Annotated in this window: 13 protein-coding genes; 5 read left to right on the top strand and 8 right to left on the bottom strand. The window is 44.9% G+C overall.

All coding sequences use genetic code 11. The features are described 5' to 3' along the window. Positions 1-37 precede the first annotated feature (37 nt). From AB4180_RS13690 to AB4180_RS13680, 3 genes are read left to right on the top strand one after another with little or no spacing between them, the layout of a single operon-like run. Entirely contained in the window at positions 38-3,241 is a 3,204-nt protein-coding gene (locus tag AB4180_RS13690; RefSeq protein ID WP_102249231.1) for a response regulator, read from the top strand. A 9-nt stretch (positions 3,242-3,250) separates the two neighbouring features. Continuing rightward, the gene (locus AB4180_RS13685; RefSeq protein WP_009844970.1) at positions 3,251-3,727 is read left to right on the top strand and encodes a hypothetical protein; all 477 of its coding nucleotides are present in this window, start codon (positions 3,251-3,253) and stop codon (positions 3,725-3,727) included. 1 nt (position 3,728) lies between these two features. Then, positions 3,729-4,781, top strand: a complete 1,053-nt coding sequence (locus tag AB4180_RS13680) for a sulfate ABC transporter permease (protein ID WP_102249230.1) — start codon at positions 3,729-3,731, stop codon at positions 4,779-4,781. A 107-nt stretch (positions 4,782-4,888) separates the two neighbouring features. On the opposite strand, the gene AB4180_RS13675 is transcribed toward AB4180_RS13680, so the two are convergent. Together AB4180_RS13675 and AB4180_RS13670 are read right to left on the bottom strand one after the other, a co-directional pair. Next, positions 4,889-5,983 (bottom strand): HEAT repeat domain-containing protein, encoded by a 1,095-nt coding sequence (locus AB4180_RS13675; protein ID WP_102249229.1) that lies wholly within the window; start codon positions 5,981-5,983, stop codon positions 4,889-4,891. Positions 5,984-6,069: 86 nt separating this feature from the next. Continuing rightward, the gene (locus tag AB4180_RS13670; protein WP_102249228.1) at positions 6,070-7,401 is read right to left on the bottom strand and encodes an anaerobic sulfatase maturase; all 1,332 of its coding nucleotides are present in this window, start codon (positions 7,399-7,401) and stop codon (positions 6,070-6,072) included. Between the two features lie 136 nt (positions 7,402-7,537). On the opposite strand from AB4180_RS13670, the gene AB4180_RS13665 reads away from it, so the two are divergent. Beyond that, positions 7,538-8,326, top strand: a complete 789-nt coding sequence (locus AB4180_RS13665) for an SUMF1/EgtB/PvdO family nonheme iron enzyme (RefSeq protein WP_102249227.1) — start codon at positions 7,538-7,540, stop codon at positions 8,324-8,326. Between the two features lie 179 nt (positions 8,327-8,505). Continuing rightward, positions 8,506-10,188 (top strand): alkaline phosphatase family protein, encoded by a 1,683-nt coding sequence (locus AB4180_RS13660; RefSeq protein WP_102249226.1) that lies wholly within the window; start codon positions 8,506-8,508, stop codon positions 10,186-10,188. Positions 10,189-10,392: 204 nt separating this feature from the next. Here the strand turns inward: AB4180_RS13660 and AB4180_RS13655 are convergent, their stop codons facing one another. The 6 genes from AB4180_RS13655 to AB4180_RS13630 form a co-directional block, all read right to left on the bottom strand. Next, positions 10,393-11,298 (bottom strand): LysR family transcriptional regulator, encoded by a 906-nt coding sequence (locus AB4180_RS13655; protein WP_102249225.1) that lies wholly within the window; start codon positions 11,296-11,298, stop codon positions 10,393-10,395. A 78-nt stretch (positions 11,299-11,376) separates the two neighbouring features. Then, complete coding sequence (locus AB4180_RS13650) at positions 11,377-12,771, bottom strand: BatD family protein (RefSeq protein ID WP_102249224.1); 1,395 nt, start codon at positions 12,769-12,771, stop codon at positions 11,377-11,379. After that, positions 12,768-14,492 (bottom strand): VWA domain-containing protein, encoded by a 1,725-nt coding sequence (locus AB4180_RS13645; RefSeq protein WP_102249223.1) that lies wholly within the window; start codon positions 14,490-14,492, stop codon positions 12,768-12,770. The genes AB4180_RS13650 and AB4180_RS13645 overlap by 4 nt, the downstream gene beginning before the upstream one ends. Then, on the bottom strand, positions 14,485-15,564 hold the full coding sequence (locus AB4180_RS13640; RefSeq protein WP_102249222.1) for a VWA domain-containing protein: 1,080 nt from the start codon (positions 15,562-15,564) through the stop codon (positions 14,485-14,487). Before AB4180_RS13640 ends, AB4180_RS13645 begins: the two co-directional genes overlap by 8 nt. Further along, on the bottom strand, positions 15,557-16,117 hold the full coding sequence (locus AB4180_RS13635) for a DUF4381 domain-containing protein (protein ID WP_102249221.1): 561 nt from the start codon (positions 16,115-16,117) through the stop codon (positions 15,557-15,559). Before AB4180_RS13635 ends, AB4180_RS13640 begins: the two co-directional genes overlap by 8 nt. Continuing rightward, positions 16,118-17,080, bottom strand: a complete 963-nt coding sequence (locus tag AB4180_RS13630; RefSeq protein ID WP_102249220.1) for a DUF58 domain-containing protein — start codon at positions 17,078-17,080, stop codon at positions 16,118-16,120. It abuts the gene before it with no gap. Between the last annotated feature and the right edge of the window lie 10 nt (positions 17,081-17,090).

Here is a 17,090-nt window from a genome sequence, read left to right as displayed (position 1 = left end):
CTGTTTTTATATAAAACCAGTTGGATGGATCCTTAATATGTCGACACTTACGGTCTGGAATAACCTTTCAGTTAAACATAAACTCTTTGGCTTAGTTCTACTACCGATCTCATTGCTCCTTTTCTTAGCCGGTAGACAAGCTTACTTTCTGACTACGCAGTTAAACGATTTTGAGCGAACCAATCAGTTAGCAATTTACCTTGAAGATATCTCTGTCTTGTATCGAAGTACTTTGGCCCCAAACACTGAAGAGTTCGTTAATCGAAGTGCTAAGGTAAATGCCGAGCTCAAAGCACTTTCACCCAGCATATTTCTAAACAGTTCCGAAGAAGTGAACCAACTGCTGGCCGACTTCAGTGAGGCAACCTTGTCGACTATGAAAACGACCGACAGTTTCGATAAGCTGGATGCGATTGAGTGGCAAAGTGACTTGTACCAACAATTGTTGTTGGCCATTGAGAAAGTCCCTTTTGATATCACCAAGCGTGAGATTCAACAGCACCTCACCGCCTTGCATCAACTAGAGTGGTTGATGTTTTGGTCAAATGAAGAATTTAAGCTCAGCGCTTCGCTCTTCGATATTTACCAAAATCATCAAGAGTATGATTCTGAACTAGCCGAGTTGGTTGAAAGCCTCAATGCTAGGCAAGTTTTGTTCTTAGAAAGATTTGTATCCTTGAATGCCAATACACATCAAGTTTCACTCATGATTGAAGTGTTTAAAGATGAGGCTTTTATGAAAAGCCAAGAGATACGTCACGCACTTCATAGTTCATCCACAATAAGCGCATTGACTCCACAAGAGATCACTACCGGACTCAATGCGATGAGTGCTCGCCTAAGCCTGTTGCAGAATTTAGGTGACGTGATCAAACAAGAGTTCCAAGCCGAAGTAGCTCAAGCGATCTCAGATGCTCAAACAGAAAGAACGCTATTTATTTCCATCGTCACGTTGCTTGCAGCAACTGTTATGGGATTAACCCTCAGTTTAGCGAAACAAGTCACCAACAATCTTGGGCTAGTTCTTAGGTTCTTAAAAAGTGAAAACGATGATACCCGCCCTTCTTTGGCCAAACTGATTCAAGGCAAAGACGAACTCAGCCTATTTGCTCAGCAAGTAGAGCGACTCACCATCGAACGAGAACATGCAAAAGAGAAGTTAACGATAGCTAAAGAAGACGCAGAGCGAGCTAAAGAAGACGCCGAAGAAGCCAAAGACCACGCGATACAAGCTAGCAAAGCGAAAAGTAGCTTCTTGGCCAATATGTCTCATGAAATTCGAACCCCACTGAATGGCGTTATCGGAATTTCGGAGATCCTGTCAGACACACCACTTACACCAACACAACGTGATTATGTAGATACGATCGAGACCTCATCCCAACTACTGCTAAGCCTGATCAACGACATCTTAGACTTCTCTAAGATTGAATCTGGCATGCTATTAATCAGCCCGCATTCGGCATCGATTAGAGAATCCATTTACGACATCGCATCTATTGTCGCGCCAAAAGCTAAAGAGCAAAAAATATCAGTGAACGTTGATATCAGCCCAGACACACCTGCACGCGTGATGATCGATGATCACCGATTAAGACAGATCTTGATGAACTTTATGTCGAACGCGGTGAAGTTCACAGCAGAAGGTGGCGTTACCCTGTCAATCCAAACGCTAAACAAAGCAGAAAACAATGTCACCCTAAGGTTTTCTGTGCGAGACACGGGGATTGGTATCGATAAACAGCAACAGAAACAGATATTCGAACCGTTCGCTCAAGAAGATGATTCAACGACCAGACAATTCGGTGGTACTGGTCTTGGCCTTGCGATCAGTACTCAGCTTGTTGAACTTATGGGTGGTCAGATCCAACTCGACTCCGTCAAAGGTAAAGGCAGTTGTTTCTACTTCGATCTAGAATTACCCATTGATTTAATGTTGCCAAAACCAAGCACAGCAACCGCCGACATTTATGTTCTAGGTAACGCGAACATGCTCTCTAAACGAATAGAATGGGACCTTAACCTCTATGGTTTAGAAATAACCCAACAAACGAGAGATACAGCTGAGCTTACACAACAACTCACGATTCAAAAGCACGCTAACCCAATCACAGTTGTCTTTGCTGAAGATGACACATTCCAAGCCAGTGACTATACCAGTGACTTAGATAAGCTCCACCAAAACGGCATCACTATCTGCTTGATTCGATCATTTTTGAGCGAGCCGGCTGACATCGGCAATTATGTTACGGCTCAAGTATCACAACCCCTACTCGGTTTACGTTTGATTAAAGCGGTTGAGCTCTGTGATACACAGGGTCGGGTTGAGCTTTCAGAGGCGAGCCAACCTTCTCTAGAGATACAACACAAAATTCTGATCGTCGAAGACAACAAGGTCAACCAAAAAATTGCCGGGCTTCATGTTGGTAAAAGTGGTTTTGAATTCGAGTTTGCGAATAATGGCCAGGAAGCCGTGGACATGTTCAGATCGAACCCTCACTACGCAGCAATACTCATGGACTGCATGATGCCGGTTATGGATGGCTTTGAAGCGACAAGTAATATTCGCCGCGTTGAAAAAGAGACCAATGCCACGCGTCGTATCCCTATCATTGCCCTGACCGCCAGTGTTATTGATGACGATATTCAAAGGTGTTTCGACGTGGGCATGGATGACTATGTGCCAAAGCCATTCAAATTTGAAATGTTAAAAGAAAAAGTACTTGCCGCCGTTGAAGCAATGCCACTTCCTGTTGCCTACAAAACTAAATCTACGAAAAAACCCGCGACCGTAACGCCGATTCTTAATGCTGCAGCTAAACGGACTGTGCCAGAGGAAAGAGAACAAAACCCGGTTCCGATCAAATCTGAAAGAATACTACTCGTCGAAGACAATCGAGTTAACCAAAAAGTCGCTTCGGTCATGCTAACAAGGGCTGGTTACGCTTTTGAAATTGCAGAGAATGGTCAAATTGCCGTTGATATGTACCAAAACGACAGTAGTTTCGACATTATACTAATGGATTGCATGATGCCCGTTATGGACGGTTTCACAGCAACTAAGGAGATTCGGGAGCATGAGAAAAACCTAGGCTTAAGCAAAACCCCTATCATCGCGCTAACCGCCAGTGTTATCGATGATGACATTCAAAAGTGCTTTGATTCAGGCATGGATGGATACGTAGCGAAGCCCGTAAGAAAAGAAAAGCTATTCCATCAAATAGAAAGTGCGACTTGTTAGGAGAAACCCATGGATTGGATTAAAACAATAAAAACACTTCCACGCAGAGTCATATTGCCAGTCGCGGTAGGGCTATTAGGAAACTTGCTTCTTCTCAGCCCAGCTCATGCCGCAGAAGATTACGCCATATTCTCTTTAGATTCAGGATTTGAAGAAATATCGATAAACAAAGCAAGGAAGCTGTATAGAGGAAAAACAAAACGACTCGATGGTAAACGTGTAGAACTTTCTGATTGGCCTGAAAACAGCAGCGAACGTGAAGTTTTTTACCAACAACTGCTTGGAAAAAACGCAGCTCAAATGAATGCCCATTGGGCGAGCTTATCCTTCTCAGGTAAAGCTCGTTATCCAAGAGAGATTAAATCGGCGTCCACCGAAACCTTGGTTGACTGGCTTGATGACAAGCCCAATCGAATTGGGTACGCCCCGCTCTCGACGCTCCCTGAAAATGCCAATGTTCTATACGTTATAAGCTCGGAGAAATAATATGAAAAAAATAATTACGTCAGTGCTATGTGCTTCAATTGCCTCTCCGGCTTTCGCTATTATTGAACTTACCGATAATTTTTCGTTAAGCGGATTTGGTTCTACTTCTTGGGCAACATCAGATAACGACTCCCCTTTAATCATCAACAATGGTTTTACCGATGAAAATTGTTATGACTGTGATACCACACTTGGAGTTCAACTCGATTACTTTTACAACTCATTTAAAGCTTCCGTACAAGTTGTCAAACCACCCCAATATGATTGGAGTGATCCTCAACTCGAGTGGGCTTACTTGGGCTATGAATTTAACGACTTCGATGTGAGTATTGGTCGATTACGACTGCCACTATTCCTTGCCTCTGAATACTATTATGTTGGCCAAGCCTATATGACGGCAAGACCACCGACAGAGGTGTATAACAGCGTTCTTGGTATTACCGCTTTCAACGGTGTCAAAGTGAGTTGGACTCATGATGTAACCGATGAAGCTACCCTACAACTCTCTCCATTTGTCGGAATCAAAGATAAGAATGAAGTAGAGTTCAATTCGACAACCGAGCTGGAATTCGAAACAAATCGAATGTTTGGTGCAAACCTTCAATTAAGTGGTGATAACTATCGTTGGAACTTATCTTTCCTTGATTCAAATTTCGATCAAACGACAAAAATTAAAAACGTTGGCACGCTTCCAACAGCAGACAACCAACACATCCAACTTTGGTCGCTAGGCGCTGAATATGAATTTGGCCAAGCGGTATTGGCGAGCGAAGGTCAAATCAGTGACGTTTCTTCATCCATGTACGCCAGCCTAGGTTACCATTTAGGAGTATTCACACCTTACGTAGTATACGGCGCGCAATTTAACGCCAATGAGCACTTAGAAGGGAATAGCTACTTAGTTGGTGTAGATTACGACTTGATGTCAAATATATCTATCAATGGTGAAATGCAATTCTTCGAAGCTAGTAGGTCAAACGGTGTCTTTATTGACGCCCCTAAAACCGATAAAGATGCATTGCTCTACACCATCATGTTGAGTTTTGTTTTTTAGCTCGAATTCAAATCGATGGTCACTTGCAGCAATTAAGATCCAAAAAAGCCAGTCGAATATTTCGACTGGCTTTTCATAAGCGGCTTATCTATTTACTCATTCAAATATTATGAGCTTGGCGCTACTCGCTTCTCTTTCAGCTGCTCAATAACATAGTCAGGAGCCACTTTACCTAGCTCACTTAAGCAATCATCAGTCTTGTCGTTGCCGTATCGCACGTAGATATCACATACCGCGTATAACTGCTCCGGAGAACCAGAGATCAAATACGCCTTCTCGAACGATTTAGTCGATTTGTCGATATCCAGCTCTTCTTGTAGTACCCCATTCAAGTACCAGTAGTAGCTGTTATCTTTTGCAAGTTCTGCTGCTACTTCAATCTCTTTGGCTGCTGCTGCCTTGTCTTCAAGGCGAACCAAAGTTAATGATTTAGAATAGTGCATCGCTGCATTGTCCGGCACGTTCTTCAAACCACGATCCAACACCTCGACCGCTTGTTGATCTTTATTCTGAGCTCGGAAGTTATCCGCGTAGCTCAGCCAAACTTGAGGGTCTTTCTGGTGAGTATTAATCAACTCAAGATAAATCGTTTCCGCTTTATCCCATTCATTGTGCCAACGGAGCACGTCAGCGAACAACAATTGAAACTTTTCAGATTCTTGTGATTCCAAGAATGTTATTAACTCAGCGACAGGTTGTTCGATTTGTGCTTTCTGTTCTTTATCTAACGTATTGTAATCACGAACTAAGTTCGATGTTGCTGAATGACGAACCATAGAGTCTGTATCGCTCAGCAAAGGCGAAACTAACGCCCAACGATGCTCAAGTTGATATGGCGAAGAACCGATAATCGAAGCCTCACGAACTTCAGGGTTTTGATCTTTCAAACCTCTTGCCACCGCCACCAGCGCATTCTGGCTTGGATATGAAGCAAGCTCTTGCAGTGCACCAGTACGATTTTCAACAGATTGATTTTGATCTTGTGCCATGTAAGACAACTGTTGAATACGGGTTTGAGTGTCCGTCATTTCGAGCACTTGATTGATATTTTGTGCCGGTGCGTCAACGGTTTGTTGAACGCTATTGGCAGCCATTGCTGACGTTGAAATCAATGCAGACGTTGATATCAATGCGGACGTTGAAACTAATGCGGACGTTGAAACTAATAGAGCAACAGCCGTCGCTAAACTCTTCTTCATCATAGTATTACCTTAAACTGGAGAACTTAGCCTGTCCTTAGACTCGTATCTGATTAAATTTATCTTGGGCCGTTGACCCAAAAAACGAGTTAAAACTTGGTCTCGAACGTAGCTTGTTGCGCCTGTTTTGCACGATGCGCCATCAATACCGAGTCACTGAATTTGCCATGAGCCACTGAGTGCCCCATCGCACGAGCAATATAAGCCATCGACTTGTCGGCATGAGAAAAGAACTTGTGCCAACCAGCACATAAGTAGTTCAAGCCCGGTTCACCTGCGCGAGTTTTGATAAAGCGGTTTTTCGGACATTCACCATGACAAGCAAACTTGTACTCACACTGCTGACATTGACTGGTCATTGTGCGTGATTTAGCAAAACCAAACTTTTGCTGTGGTGCGCTGTACGCCAAATCATCAAGCTTCTCGTGGTGGATATTGCCAATTTTGTATTCAGGGTAAACGTAGTGGTCACAAGAGAACACATCACCGTTTGGCTCCATCGCTAGGCCTTTACCGCAGATCTCATTCAGAGTGCAAAGCGGATTCGGACGACCAATCCACGTTTCTAAGCTCGCTTCAAAATACTGAACGAACACTTTACCGATGTCGTTCTTCGCCCACTCATCAAACACAGAGATCAGGAAGTTACCCCAAGCCAAGTCCGACACACACCACGATTCCATGATCGAATCTTTATGGCCGGGGATCAGGCGTTTGTCGCCTTGTTTTAGCTGCTCACTCACTTGGGATGTTTGTGGCGCAACCGTTCTAAAGGTTTTCTGTTCAACGATAGGAATAAACTGCATTTGTGGAGACTTCACCACATCACGTAGGAAGCGATACACCTCAAGTGCATTTTGACTGGTGAGGTTATTCACACAAGTCAACGTTGCAAATTTAACTTGATGTTTGTGCAGCAACTCAACCGCCGCCATCACTTGTTTGAATGTACCACGGCCTGCTCTATTAACACGATACGCATTGTGCAGCATTTCAGGGCCATCAATACTCAAGCCAATCAGGAAGTTATTCTTTGCTAAGAATCGGCCCCAATCGTCATTCAGCAGTGTGCCATTGGTTTGTAGATCATTTGAAATCAACACACCTTCAGGCTGGTACTTTTTTTGTAGCTCAACCACTCTTTCAAAGTACGCTAAACCCAGCATAGTTGGCTCGCCGCCCTGCCATGAGAAGATAATTTCAGGCGTGTTTTGACCTTCGATATATTGTCGGATGTAGGTTTCTAGCGTCTCATCATCCATTCTTGGAGAACTGCCTTTCTTGTACTCCAACAAATCTTGCTTACTTAGGTAATAACAATATTTACAGTCAATGTTGCATGCTGCGCCAATTGGCTTAGCCATAACATGCAAGCGTTTAGACGCTTTACCATTGTATTGTGGACCTTGAGTAATGTGCATGATTTATCTACCTATCTTAGTGTCTGTAGCCATCATAATGCCTATTTCAGTCAGTGGCATGTTATACCCTTTATAACCAATAGGAATGACCTTAAACGTTAAAATTGCCCTCTATTTCGAACATTCGAGGCACGTGATGAAATTTTTCAATTACAAACAATTAGCGGCGATCAGCAGCGTCACCATGACTATTTTCCTAAGCGGCTGTGCGAGCGTGCCTACACACCCTATCGCCCAACAAATCGACCAAGAGATGGTGCTAGTTGAAGGTGGTACATTCACCATGGGTTCGAACGATCCTGAAGCGACCAAAGCAGAACAACCAGCGCGAGATATAACTGTAGATAGTTTCTACATTGCGAAGTTTGAGGTGACTCAAGAATTGTTCGAATCGGTGATGGGTTCATCTCTCAGTTATTTCCAAAACCCACAAGTTCCGGTCAATAACTTAAGTTGGCAACAGGCGAACTACTTCGTTGAACAATTGAACGAACTTACAGGTGAAGAATACCGTCTGCCGACTGAAGCTGAATGGGAATTTGCAGCGAAAGGTGGCAACAAGAGCAAAGGCTATACTTACAGTGGTTCCAATAACTTAGATGATGTTGCGTGGTACTCAGCAAATTCTAAAAATAGCGCACATCCAGTCGGGCTAAAGAAGCCAAATGAACTAGGCTTATATGACATGACCGGAAACGTGGGTGAGTTTGTGATTGATGCCTTCGATGACACCTTCTACCGATTCGGTCCAACAGACAATCCTAACAACGCAAAACACAGCGACGTTGGTTTATCACATAAATCGGTTCGCGGTGGCAGCTTTGCTTATGACGAAAACGAATCTGAAAGTTACCGTCGCGACTTCGCAAGCCAATCGATCACTATGTCAGATATGGGCCTGCGTTTAGTTAAGGATACGAACTAGCTAAAGCTGTGAGCTAGTTAAAGAATGAACTAACTAAAGGTGCCAACGGTTATGAATCAACAATCTTCACAAGCGATACTAAAATACGACTTGCACTATACACACATTAGAAATTTGACACACGTTAGAAATCTGACCAAACGTTAGAACTCTGCGGCAACGCTGAATAAGGAACTTCTATGCAATACACCAAGCTTTCAGGACTTACACTCGCGTTACTCTGTGCCTTCCCTGTCTCAGCAGCAGAGAAGCCAAATCTAGTCCTTCAAATCACGGTAGATGGCCTGCGCGCAGATCTTATCGAACGATATAAGCACAACTTCGGTGAAGGTGGTTTCCGGTACTTAATGGATGACGGTACTTACTACACCAACGCGAACTATCAACATGGCAACACGGAAACGATCGTGGGCCATGTGTCGCTTGCAACCGGCGCTCCACCGAGCGTACACGGCATGGTAGGTAACGTTTGGTATGACCGTAGCGAAGAACGTTTGGTGTATAACGTAGAAGACGGTAACTACAAAATGTTGACCTCTGGTGCGGGTGTCGATAAAGCAACTGAGATCGACCCAACTCAGAAGACAGCACAAGGTGATGGGCGATCTCCAGAGCCTATACTTGCCACCACGTTTGGTGACGAGCTGACAATTTCCAATAGTGGCAAATCAAAAGTGTTCGGTGTATCCGTGAAAGACCGCGGCGCAATCTCATTGGCGGGACACAGTGGTAAAGCCTTCTGGTTCTCCAAAGCGCAATCTGAGTTTGTCACCAGCAACTATTACTACGACGAGTATCCAGATTGGGTATCACGTTGGAACGAGAAAGCGATTGCTGCAGAGTACTCGAAACAGAAGTGGGATCTCTCATTACCACGTGAAAACTACACGCTGCAAGAGCACGATACCGAACACAAAGTGAAACTCGGTGATTTCCAACGCACCTTCCCTCACCCTTATGGCCCCGCGAGTTACAAGTACTACAGCACAACGCTAACCGTTAGCCCGGCTGGCGATGAAATCACAGAAAACTTTGCAAGCACACTGTTGATGCAAGAGAAGCTAGGTCAAGGTGACGTGACCGATTACCTGTCTGTAAGTTTCTCATCAAACGACTACGTGGTGCACTTATACGGCCCTGAAAGCCTAGAGACAGAAGACAACCTTATCAGACTTGATAAGACGATCGCCAAGCTTCTTAAAACCGTTGATCACCAAGTCGGACTAAAGAATACACTAATTGTGTTGTCTGCCGACCACGGTGTACCTGAATCTTCACCTGCGGCAAATGCGCTTGGCTTCAATCAAGCTCAATACTTCAATAAAGACACACTGCTCTCGAGTGGCGTAGAGCAAAGGTTGAAGGATGAGTTTGGTTTATCCAAAGACGCAATACGCTTGTACGCACAGCCTTATATTTATCTGAATCACGATTTAATCGCAGAGAAGAAACTTGACCTAGCTAAAGTACAGGAAGCGATCGCCGATGAAATAGCGAAAGTGAAGGGAGTGGCGTTTGCCGTATCAAGCAGTGATATCGCGGCAAACCGAGTACCTGATACTCATGTAATGCAGCTCATTAAGAACAACTACCACCCAGCTCGTTCTGGCGATGTGTATGTGGTATTTGCTCCACGTAGCTACATTAACGACATGGAAGGCCTTCAAATCGCCTCGACTCATGGCTCGCCATGGAAGTACGATACACATGTCCCTGTCATCTTCGCAGGCTACGACGTTGAAGCTCAGAAAATCTCGCGTGCAATCACGCCATACGACATTGCACCAACGCTTTCGAATAAACTGGGTATCACTCAACCAAGTGGTTCAATTGGAGAAGTTCTCCAAGAAATTACCGAATAAAAGATGTCATTGAGGTTTCTTAGTTTTAATGTCGAAACCCACACCAAGTAAAAGAGCCACTTATCAATTCAGACTGATTCAGTCAAAACAGATAAGCGGCTCTTTTTGATTGCCTGTTGTTAGGTCGAAATCCAATCAACGTATGTCAGTGCTAGGAATAACGGCTATTCACACAAACATTTTCCATTAAACTCCCTTTAAAGGTTAACTTGATATGTCTTTTGCTGCCGCTTTGATCTTAGCCCGCAACCACTTGTGGCTAGGTTCATTAGTGCGACTCGGGTGCCAAATCATACACATATCGAGGTCTTCCAATTCGAATGGCAGTGGTAGTGTTTTAACCGCGTACTTTTCAGAAAAACAACGCACCGATGACATAGGTAACACTCCGATGTAATCAGAGCCCTCAATAACTGGAAGCATCTCAACAACACCCGCAGCACGATAGACTATTCTTCGTTTTTCAAGGTCACTGTAGTGTTCAGAACTCAATAAGCTTTTACGTGCATGCCAACGAGATACAACCACATGCTCAACTGATAAGAACTGCTCCATATCAATCGTATCACCAATCGTAGGATGGTCTTTGCGGCAAACGACCACCAGCTCCTCTTTAGAAATCACCTCATGCTTGAGCATGGTTCTTCCTTTAGGTGTCATATCGATAATAACATCATGTCTTTGAAGCCTTAAATCAGACTCGTAATCTTCCGTAAATAGAGGGTGAATTTCTAACGCGATACCAGGTGCAACTTGGCTGATTAACTGCATCACTCTTGGCATCATTTCGTAGCTCGCCGCCGAGACGCAGGCAATTGAATACACGCGCCCTGAAGTTTTGGGGTCGAAATCTCTTGATGCGGATAAGGTAGACGTAAAGTTTTTTAGCGCAGCGGCCATTGCCGGGTAGATATCAATAGCGAATGTGGTTGGCTCTACGCCTGATGTGGTTCGGTGAAACAGTGGCTCGTCATAGATATCTCGCAACCGTGCAAGCGCTTTGCTCACAGCAGGTTGGCTTATATCCATGCGATTAGCAGCCCTAGATAAGTTCTGCTCTTCATAGATAGCAACAAATATAGGAATTAAATTGAGTTCGGTGCTTTTCATACAGTTCCATATTAAAGAAGCAGGTCCCCTATAGTAGAGAGCCTGCCGATTTTGTTCGATGCGAATGACTAAAGTTTGCTACTTAGTTCTATCTTTTAAGTCTGGCAAGGCTTTAGGGATTTTCAAGCGGTCGAAAATTGAACGAGAATTGCTTGAGTTTGATGTGTCATTGGGTAAGTTACGTAACCCTCTCCACAAACGAGTAAATACGTTTTTGTCTTCTCGCCCTTGTTGGAGGGATTCACTGTCTTCTATCCAACGCTTTTGTTCGTTCGCTTTACCCAGTTGCTCTTTACTTAGCTGCGCTTTATCCAGCTCTAGCTGAGAGGTTTCGTTTCGTAATTGACGATAGATAAAGGTTCTCAATGCGGGCCAATTATTTTGCTTAAGCAAACGACGCAATACCAACCAACTTGGTGTTGGTCGATTTTTGTAATAGCGCTTCGCCGCAACGAATAACATGCCACATAAGACCACTGCCAAACCAATGTTTATAAAGACCGACATGTAAGCTTTGATGAAGGATTGGAATGTGTGTTTTGCTTCAAACACTTCGCCTTTTATTACCACGCTCTCAAGACGCTGTTTTTTGCTGTCCCACCACTGGAATGTGAACTCCGGTAAGGTAAACTCACCACCTTGCTGAATCACATAAACCGTCTCTTCAATTCTACTGGAACGGTAGTCACCACGTTCTTGTGTGTCATCTAAACGATTAGGTTGCGGGTAAGCTTGATATTGCTGTGTCGATTCATTGGTCAACACATTGGGAAGTAACACCGACAAACTGTCTTTCGCTTTGATGGTCACGGTTCGAGTAACCGCATCACCCACTTTTAAGTCTTCGCTCGAACGTTGCCATTGCTGCTCAACATCCACGTCTGTCGCTGAAAACCAAGGCGATTCATCGCTTAACAAACCAGACGGTAATGAGGCTTCAAACTTAATCGGCTGCGTATAAAGCGTGCCACCAACGTTTGACCCATCAGGAGCTGACACTTGAATACGAACCGGTACGGTTGGAATCACAAACTCGCCAGAAGTCATCGGATAAAGCGTCACTTCCCAACGTTGACGCGACCATGTAGTGCCATTGACCCGTTCCGTGTAATTAGTCGCGAGTTGGTTACGTTGCTTAGCGATCACGTTAGGGATTTCGATACTGCCGATTCGAGTCCCTCCCGTTAACCAACGCGGCGTCGCCACCTCAATATTCAGAATTACCTGCTCATTAACGCTCACTTTAGTCGGCGTTATCTTATCGCCTGACTTCGGTTTGTCTCCAACCCAAGCGATCAGTTCAACATCACCACTCTTCTGCAGATCATAGATATCCGTCGCAGAAGCAAGTGTAGGGAAAACAGTGCTAATCAATAGAACCATCGACACAAGCAAGGTCTTGGTTAGTTTAAAGGATTCTGAGCGCCCTACCTTTACTTGAATCAATTCAAGAGCTAAATCATGTCGACTCATTGGGTTTGCTCCTGTTTTGGCGTCTGTTCTTGTTTTCGCATCTGCTCGATCGAAGGCGCAGGATCTCTTAACTGAATTTGGAATTTGGATTTCAAGAAGAACTTAGGATCGGCTTCTACTCGCTTCAACCACTTGTCGGCAAGCTCTTGGCTACCCAAAATCTCATTCGCGTTAAGTGTTTCCTTAAGCATCAATTCCGCTACCGTTTCCTCGTCTGCACCATCACCCGTGCGCGGCTGGTCGTCATCTAATTCTAAAGATTCTTCAGGGCCATCAGTTGTGCCTGATTGGCTTTCACTGGTGCGATTAACCTCTTCGACAATGCCACTAAGCACAGCAAGATTGTTCTCCACATCCGTTCTTAGTTCTGGTGACAGACCCTCTTTCTCGCTTAATGACTTCAAAAGGTCTCGCGCGGCAAGGTATTCTCGCTGTCGAGCTAAAGCACTCGCGGCGTTATACAAACCATAATCGGTTTTGGTTTGTAAAAAGGCACTGTGAGCTAACTTAAAATCACGAGCATAGTAGTAAGCCGCGCCCTTTCGCATTGGGTCAGTAAAATGTTTTGCCGCTTCAAGGTATTCCTTCTGGTTCAACAGGCGTTGACCTTGCTGGTCGGGCGTTAACCATAAATCCCACCACCATTGGGCTGTTTTATCCCAAACCGTAACCGACTCCACCACAACGGGTTTCTCAGCAGTTAAGTTGACTGTTTTCGCAAAAGTGCTTGGTGAATAAATGCTGCCCGAAATCACTAGACCAACGACACACCACTGCACCAGCCATCCTTTTCTGAACCACAACAACATGATAATCGCCATTGGGATAAGCAAGCCATAGCCCATGTCTTTCCAAGGCATTGAAGATTCGCCGTTGAGCTGCATGTTTCTTTCAACCGCTCTGTTCAGTTGTTGGATATCCGAATCATCAACGGTCACCTCAACCACTCGTCCACCCGTCTTACTCGCTAAGTTACGCAGTGAATCTAGGTCGACTGGGTTATCGCTCACCACATTACTGTTTCCTGCGGCGAGAATGAGCAACTGATACGGATTGTCGTTAAAGAAACTCTCGTACGCCCTAATGGTGCTTGGGTTGACACCATCTGATACCAGCAGTACAGAAGAGCCTAACTCACCAGACAGTTGTTGATTAATCAATGGCAGTGCTTCTTCTGCTGACTTACCTGATACCGGCATGATATCGGGTGTGATAGCCGCTAGAAACGGTTCGAATACCTTGCTGTCTTGAGTAACGGGCATCGCGACGTGTGCGCTGCCTGCGTAAACAACTAAGCCCGTATTACCGCCTTTCCGAGCTGCTAATAAGTCTCTAATCTTCTGCTTAGATCGTTCCAAGCGACTCGGTGGTAAGTCTTTAGCGAGCATAGATTCACTGTTATCAAGCACAACCAACATCGACGCTTTGTCTTCACCAAAAGGCGAAGCCTCACGTTGCCATGTTGGGCCAGAACAGATAATGATGGCGATAGTTACAATCACCACCAATAGCTTCAATGGCAGCTGCCTACGCCAGCCTGTTTCACCAATGGTCAATGCATCACGTAAGTGTGCAGGTAGAATGTCTTTCCACGTTGGTTTGGTCTCTTCTCTCCAACGAACCCATAACAGGAAGAACATCGGAATAAAGGCCAACAACCACAAAGGTCGGATAAAATGAAACTGGGTAAAGAACTGTTGCAGAGTGAGAGAATCAGGCATCATCCTCTCCTTTCAATTTTTTAGTTTTAGAAGCCAAAAGCGACCTTCTACGTAAAGTCGCCAGACTAAAGGCAGTCAGATACATCACAACAACAATCGCCATTAAGTAATGGTGCAGCCCCTGTTTAGGGCGATAAGTGGTACTTTCATATAATTGTGGTTCTAGCTCACCAATCTGAGCGTAGGCTTTGGTAAGTTCGTCGCGGTTAAGTGCCTCAAAGGCTTCACCACCGGATTCTTGCGCTACTCGTTTGATGGTTTCCATATCCAACGCCACTTCTCCCACGGTTTGAGGATCACCCATGGCGATAACGTGAATACGAACGCCTTTCGCCTTGGCGACTTTGGCGGCATCAATCGGTTCAACAAAGCTTCCGGTGTCATTACCGTCGGTTAATACGATCACGACTTTCTCTTTCACGTTGGCATCAACACTTGAATCTTGAACGGCAGCACTTTGCTTCTCACTTTGCTCAAACACCTTAATCGCAAGACCAATCGCATCACCTAAGTGCGTGCTTTGCCCTGCCATCGCGACATCGGTTTGATTAAGCAGTTCAAGCCATACATCTTGGTCGGCGGTAAATGGCGTTTGTACAAACGCTGCATCACCAAACAAGATCAAACCGAGTCGGTCCCCTTTTCTGGTTTTCGCGAAATCGGCTAACACCTCTTTGGTCGCATCTAAGCGAGAGATTTTATCCCCTTGTTTAGACGTAAAATCTTGTTCAGCCATTGAGCCAGACAAATCGACAACCACCATCACGTCGCGACCTAATTGTTCACGAACTTGTGGCTCACCAAGAATGGTAGGTTTCGCTAATGCGCAGATCACTAATACCCAGGTAATGATCAGCGTAGTGCGTTGCCACCAGCTTGGTGTTAATTGGCTTGCACCTTCTGATGGAGCCTCGCCAATCGCTTCAACCAACTCACTGAAAAATGGCACCTTGATGGCCATTTGTTTAGTGCGATAAGCAGGTACGGCGAAGTAAACGAGTAAAGGCAAAGGTAGTGCGATAAACCACAGTGGGTGCGCAAATTCAAAGCTGGCAGATAAAACATCAAACATTGTCTTGCCCCTCAGCCATTACCTGTACATTCGGTTTTGTTCGTACATCGGGTTTATGAAGCTTTAGCCACATCATCGCGGTTTGAATTACCTCTAATCGCTGTTCAAAGCTCAGACGCACATTAGGGTCAATTAGGCTTTGCATCCATAATTCCGAAACTTCATCGGCAAAGAACGCATTGCTCTTTTCACTCGCGTTAGCGTTAACAGGCAGATAGGCATTCAAACGGTTTACATAAGCTTGGCCAAACAACTTAGCATTGCTGCTGTCTAGGTAGCGAAGCACCACTTTAAGGACTTTAAAGGTTCGTTCGGTTGAGTTCTTGTCTCGTGCATCCAATACCATGAGCTCTTGAAGCGCTTCTTTACGATAACGGTTATTCCACCACCTTAACGCCAAGCGATAAGCCAGATAGATGGCGACCAATAACAGAATAACGCCGAGGATCTTCCAACCAATGGTTTGCGGCATCCAGCTCACGCTCTCGGGAATGGCGACATCATGTAGGTCGCGAAGGATATAAGTACTTGGAGGCGTATGTTCAACGGCCATCTAGCGCCCTCCCACTAGCTTTTGCAGCTGTGAAATGTGATTGCCTGACGTGTCTAATTCGATATAAGGAAGGTTTTTCATCGCCATCAATTTAGCAAGCGACTGTTTCTGGAGTGCCGCTTTTTGGGCAAGGCTTTCACTTGCGAGGTTAACCTTAGATTGGCTATCCAGATTAAGTTGAAAGCGACCATCACCCACCACCCAATTTGCGCTTGCAAGATCTTGAGGCAATGATTGTTCTAATGGATCGGTCACCATAATGGCTAAGATATCGTTGTGTTGTTGCAGTTGCTTTAGTCGGTCAAGATGTTGCTCTTGGCAATCTCGCCAATCACTAATAAAGATTAAGGTCGACTGCTTTAATCTCATGCGTTTGATCAGTTCAATCCACTGGCTAAACCCAACACCTTCGCTGTCGCTCACACTGACACCTAAGCTTTGATTGGCTTTGGTGAGGTGTTTTAGTTGAGCCAATAAGTCCGATTGAGAACGCTGCGCTTTGGTATGAAAGAGCTTTTGGTGTGAAGCTAAAACGAAGCCGACACGGTCACCATCTTTCAGCACTCGCCATCCACACAATGCTGCGACTTCGGCGGCCACAACAGATTTCATAGTGTTTTGAGAAGCAAAGAACATCGAGCTGCGCTGATCAACACAGATCATCACATTACGGTCTTTCTCTTCGGTATAACTACGAACATGAGGTTTGCCTGTTCGCATCGTGACTTTCCAATCGAGATTACGAATGTCATCACCAAGTTGGTAGTGACGTAGCTCCTCGAAATTCAAACCTCGACCTCGGAACAATGAGTTGTGTCTACCCGACAGCACACTACCCGCCTTTAGATGAGGCAGTAGAGAAAACGACTCAGCTTGAGCCTGAATTCGCACTAACCTTGAATAATCACAGTACAAACGTGGATCAAGGCCTTGCGATTTGGGAGCTTGTGTTGGCTTCGCCATGACGCCCCCT

Origin of the sequence: Vibrio sp. 10N.286.49.C3, from assembly GCF_041469545.1 — a bacterium.
Lineage (GTDB): Bacteria > Pseudomonadota > Gammaproteobacteria > Enterobacterales > Vibrionaceae > Vibrio > Vibrio tasmaniensis_A.
This window is presented reverse-complemented; position numbering and strand designations above follow the sequence as displayed.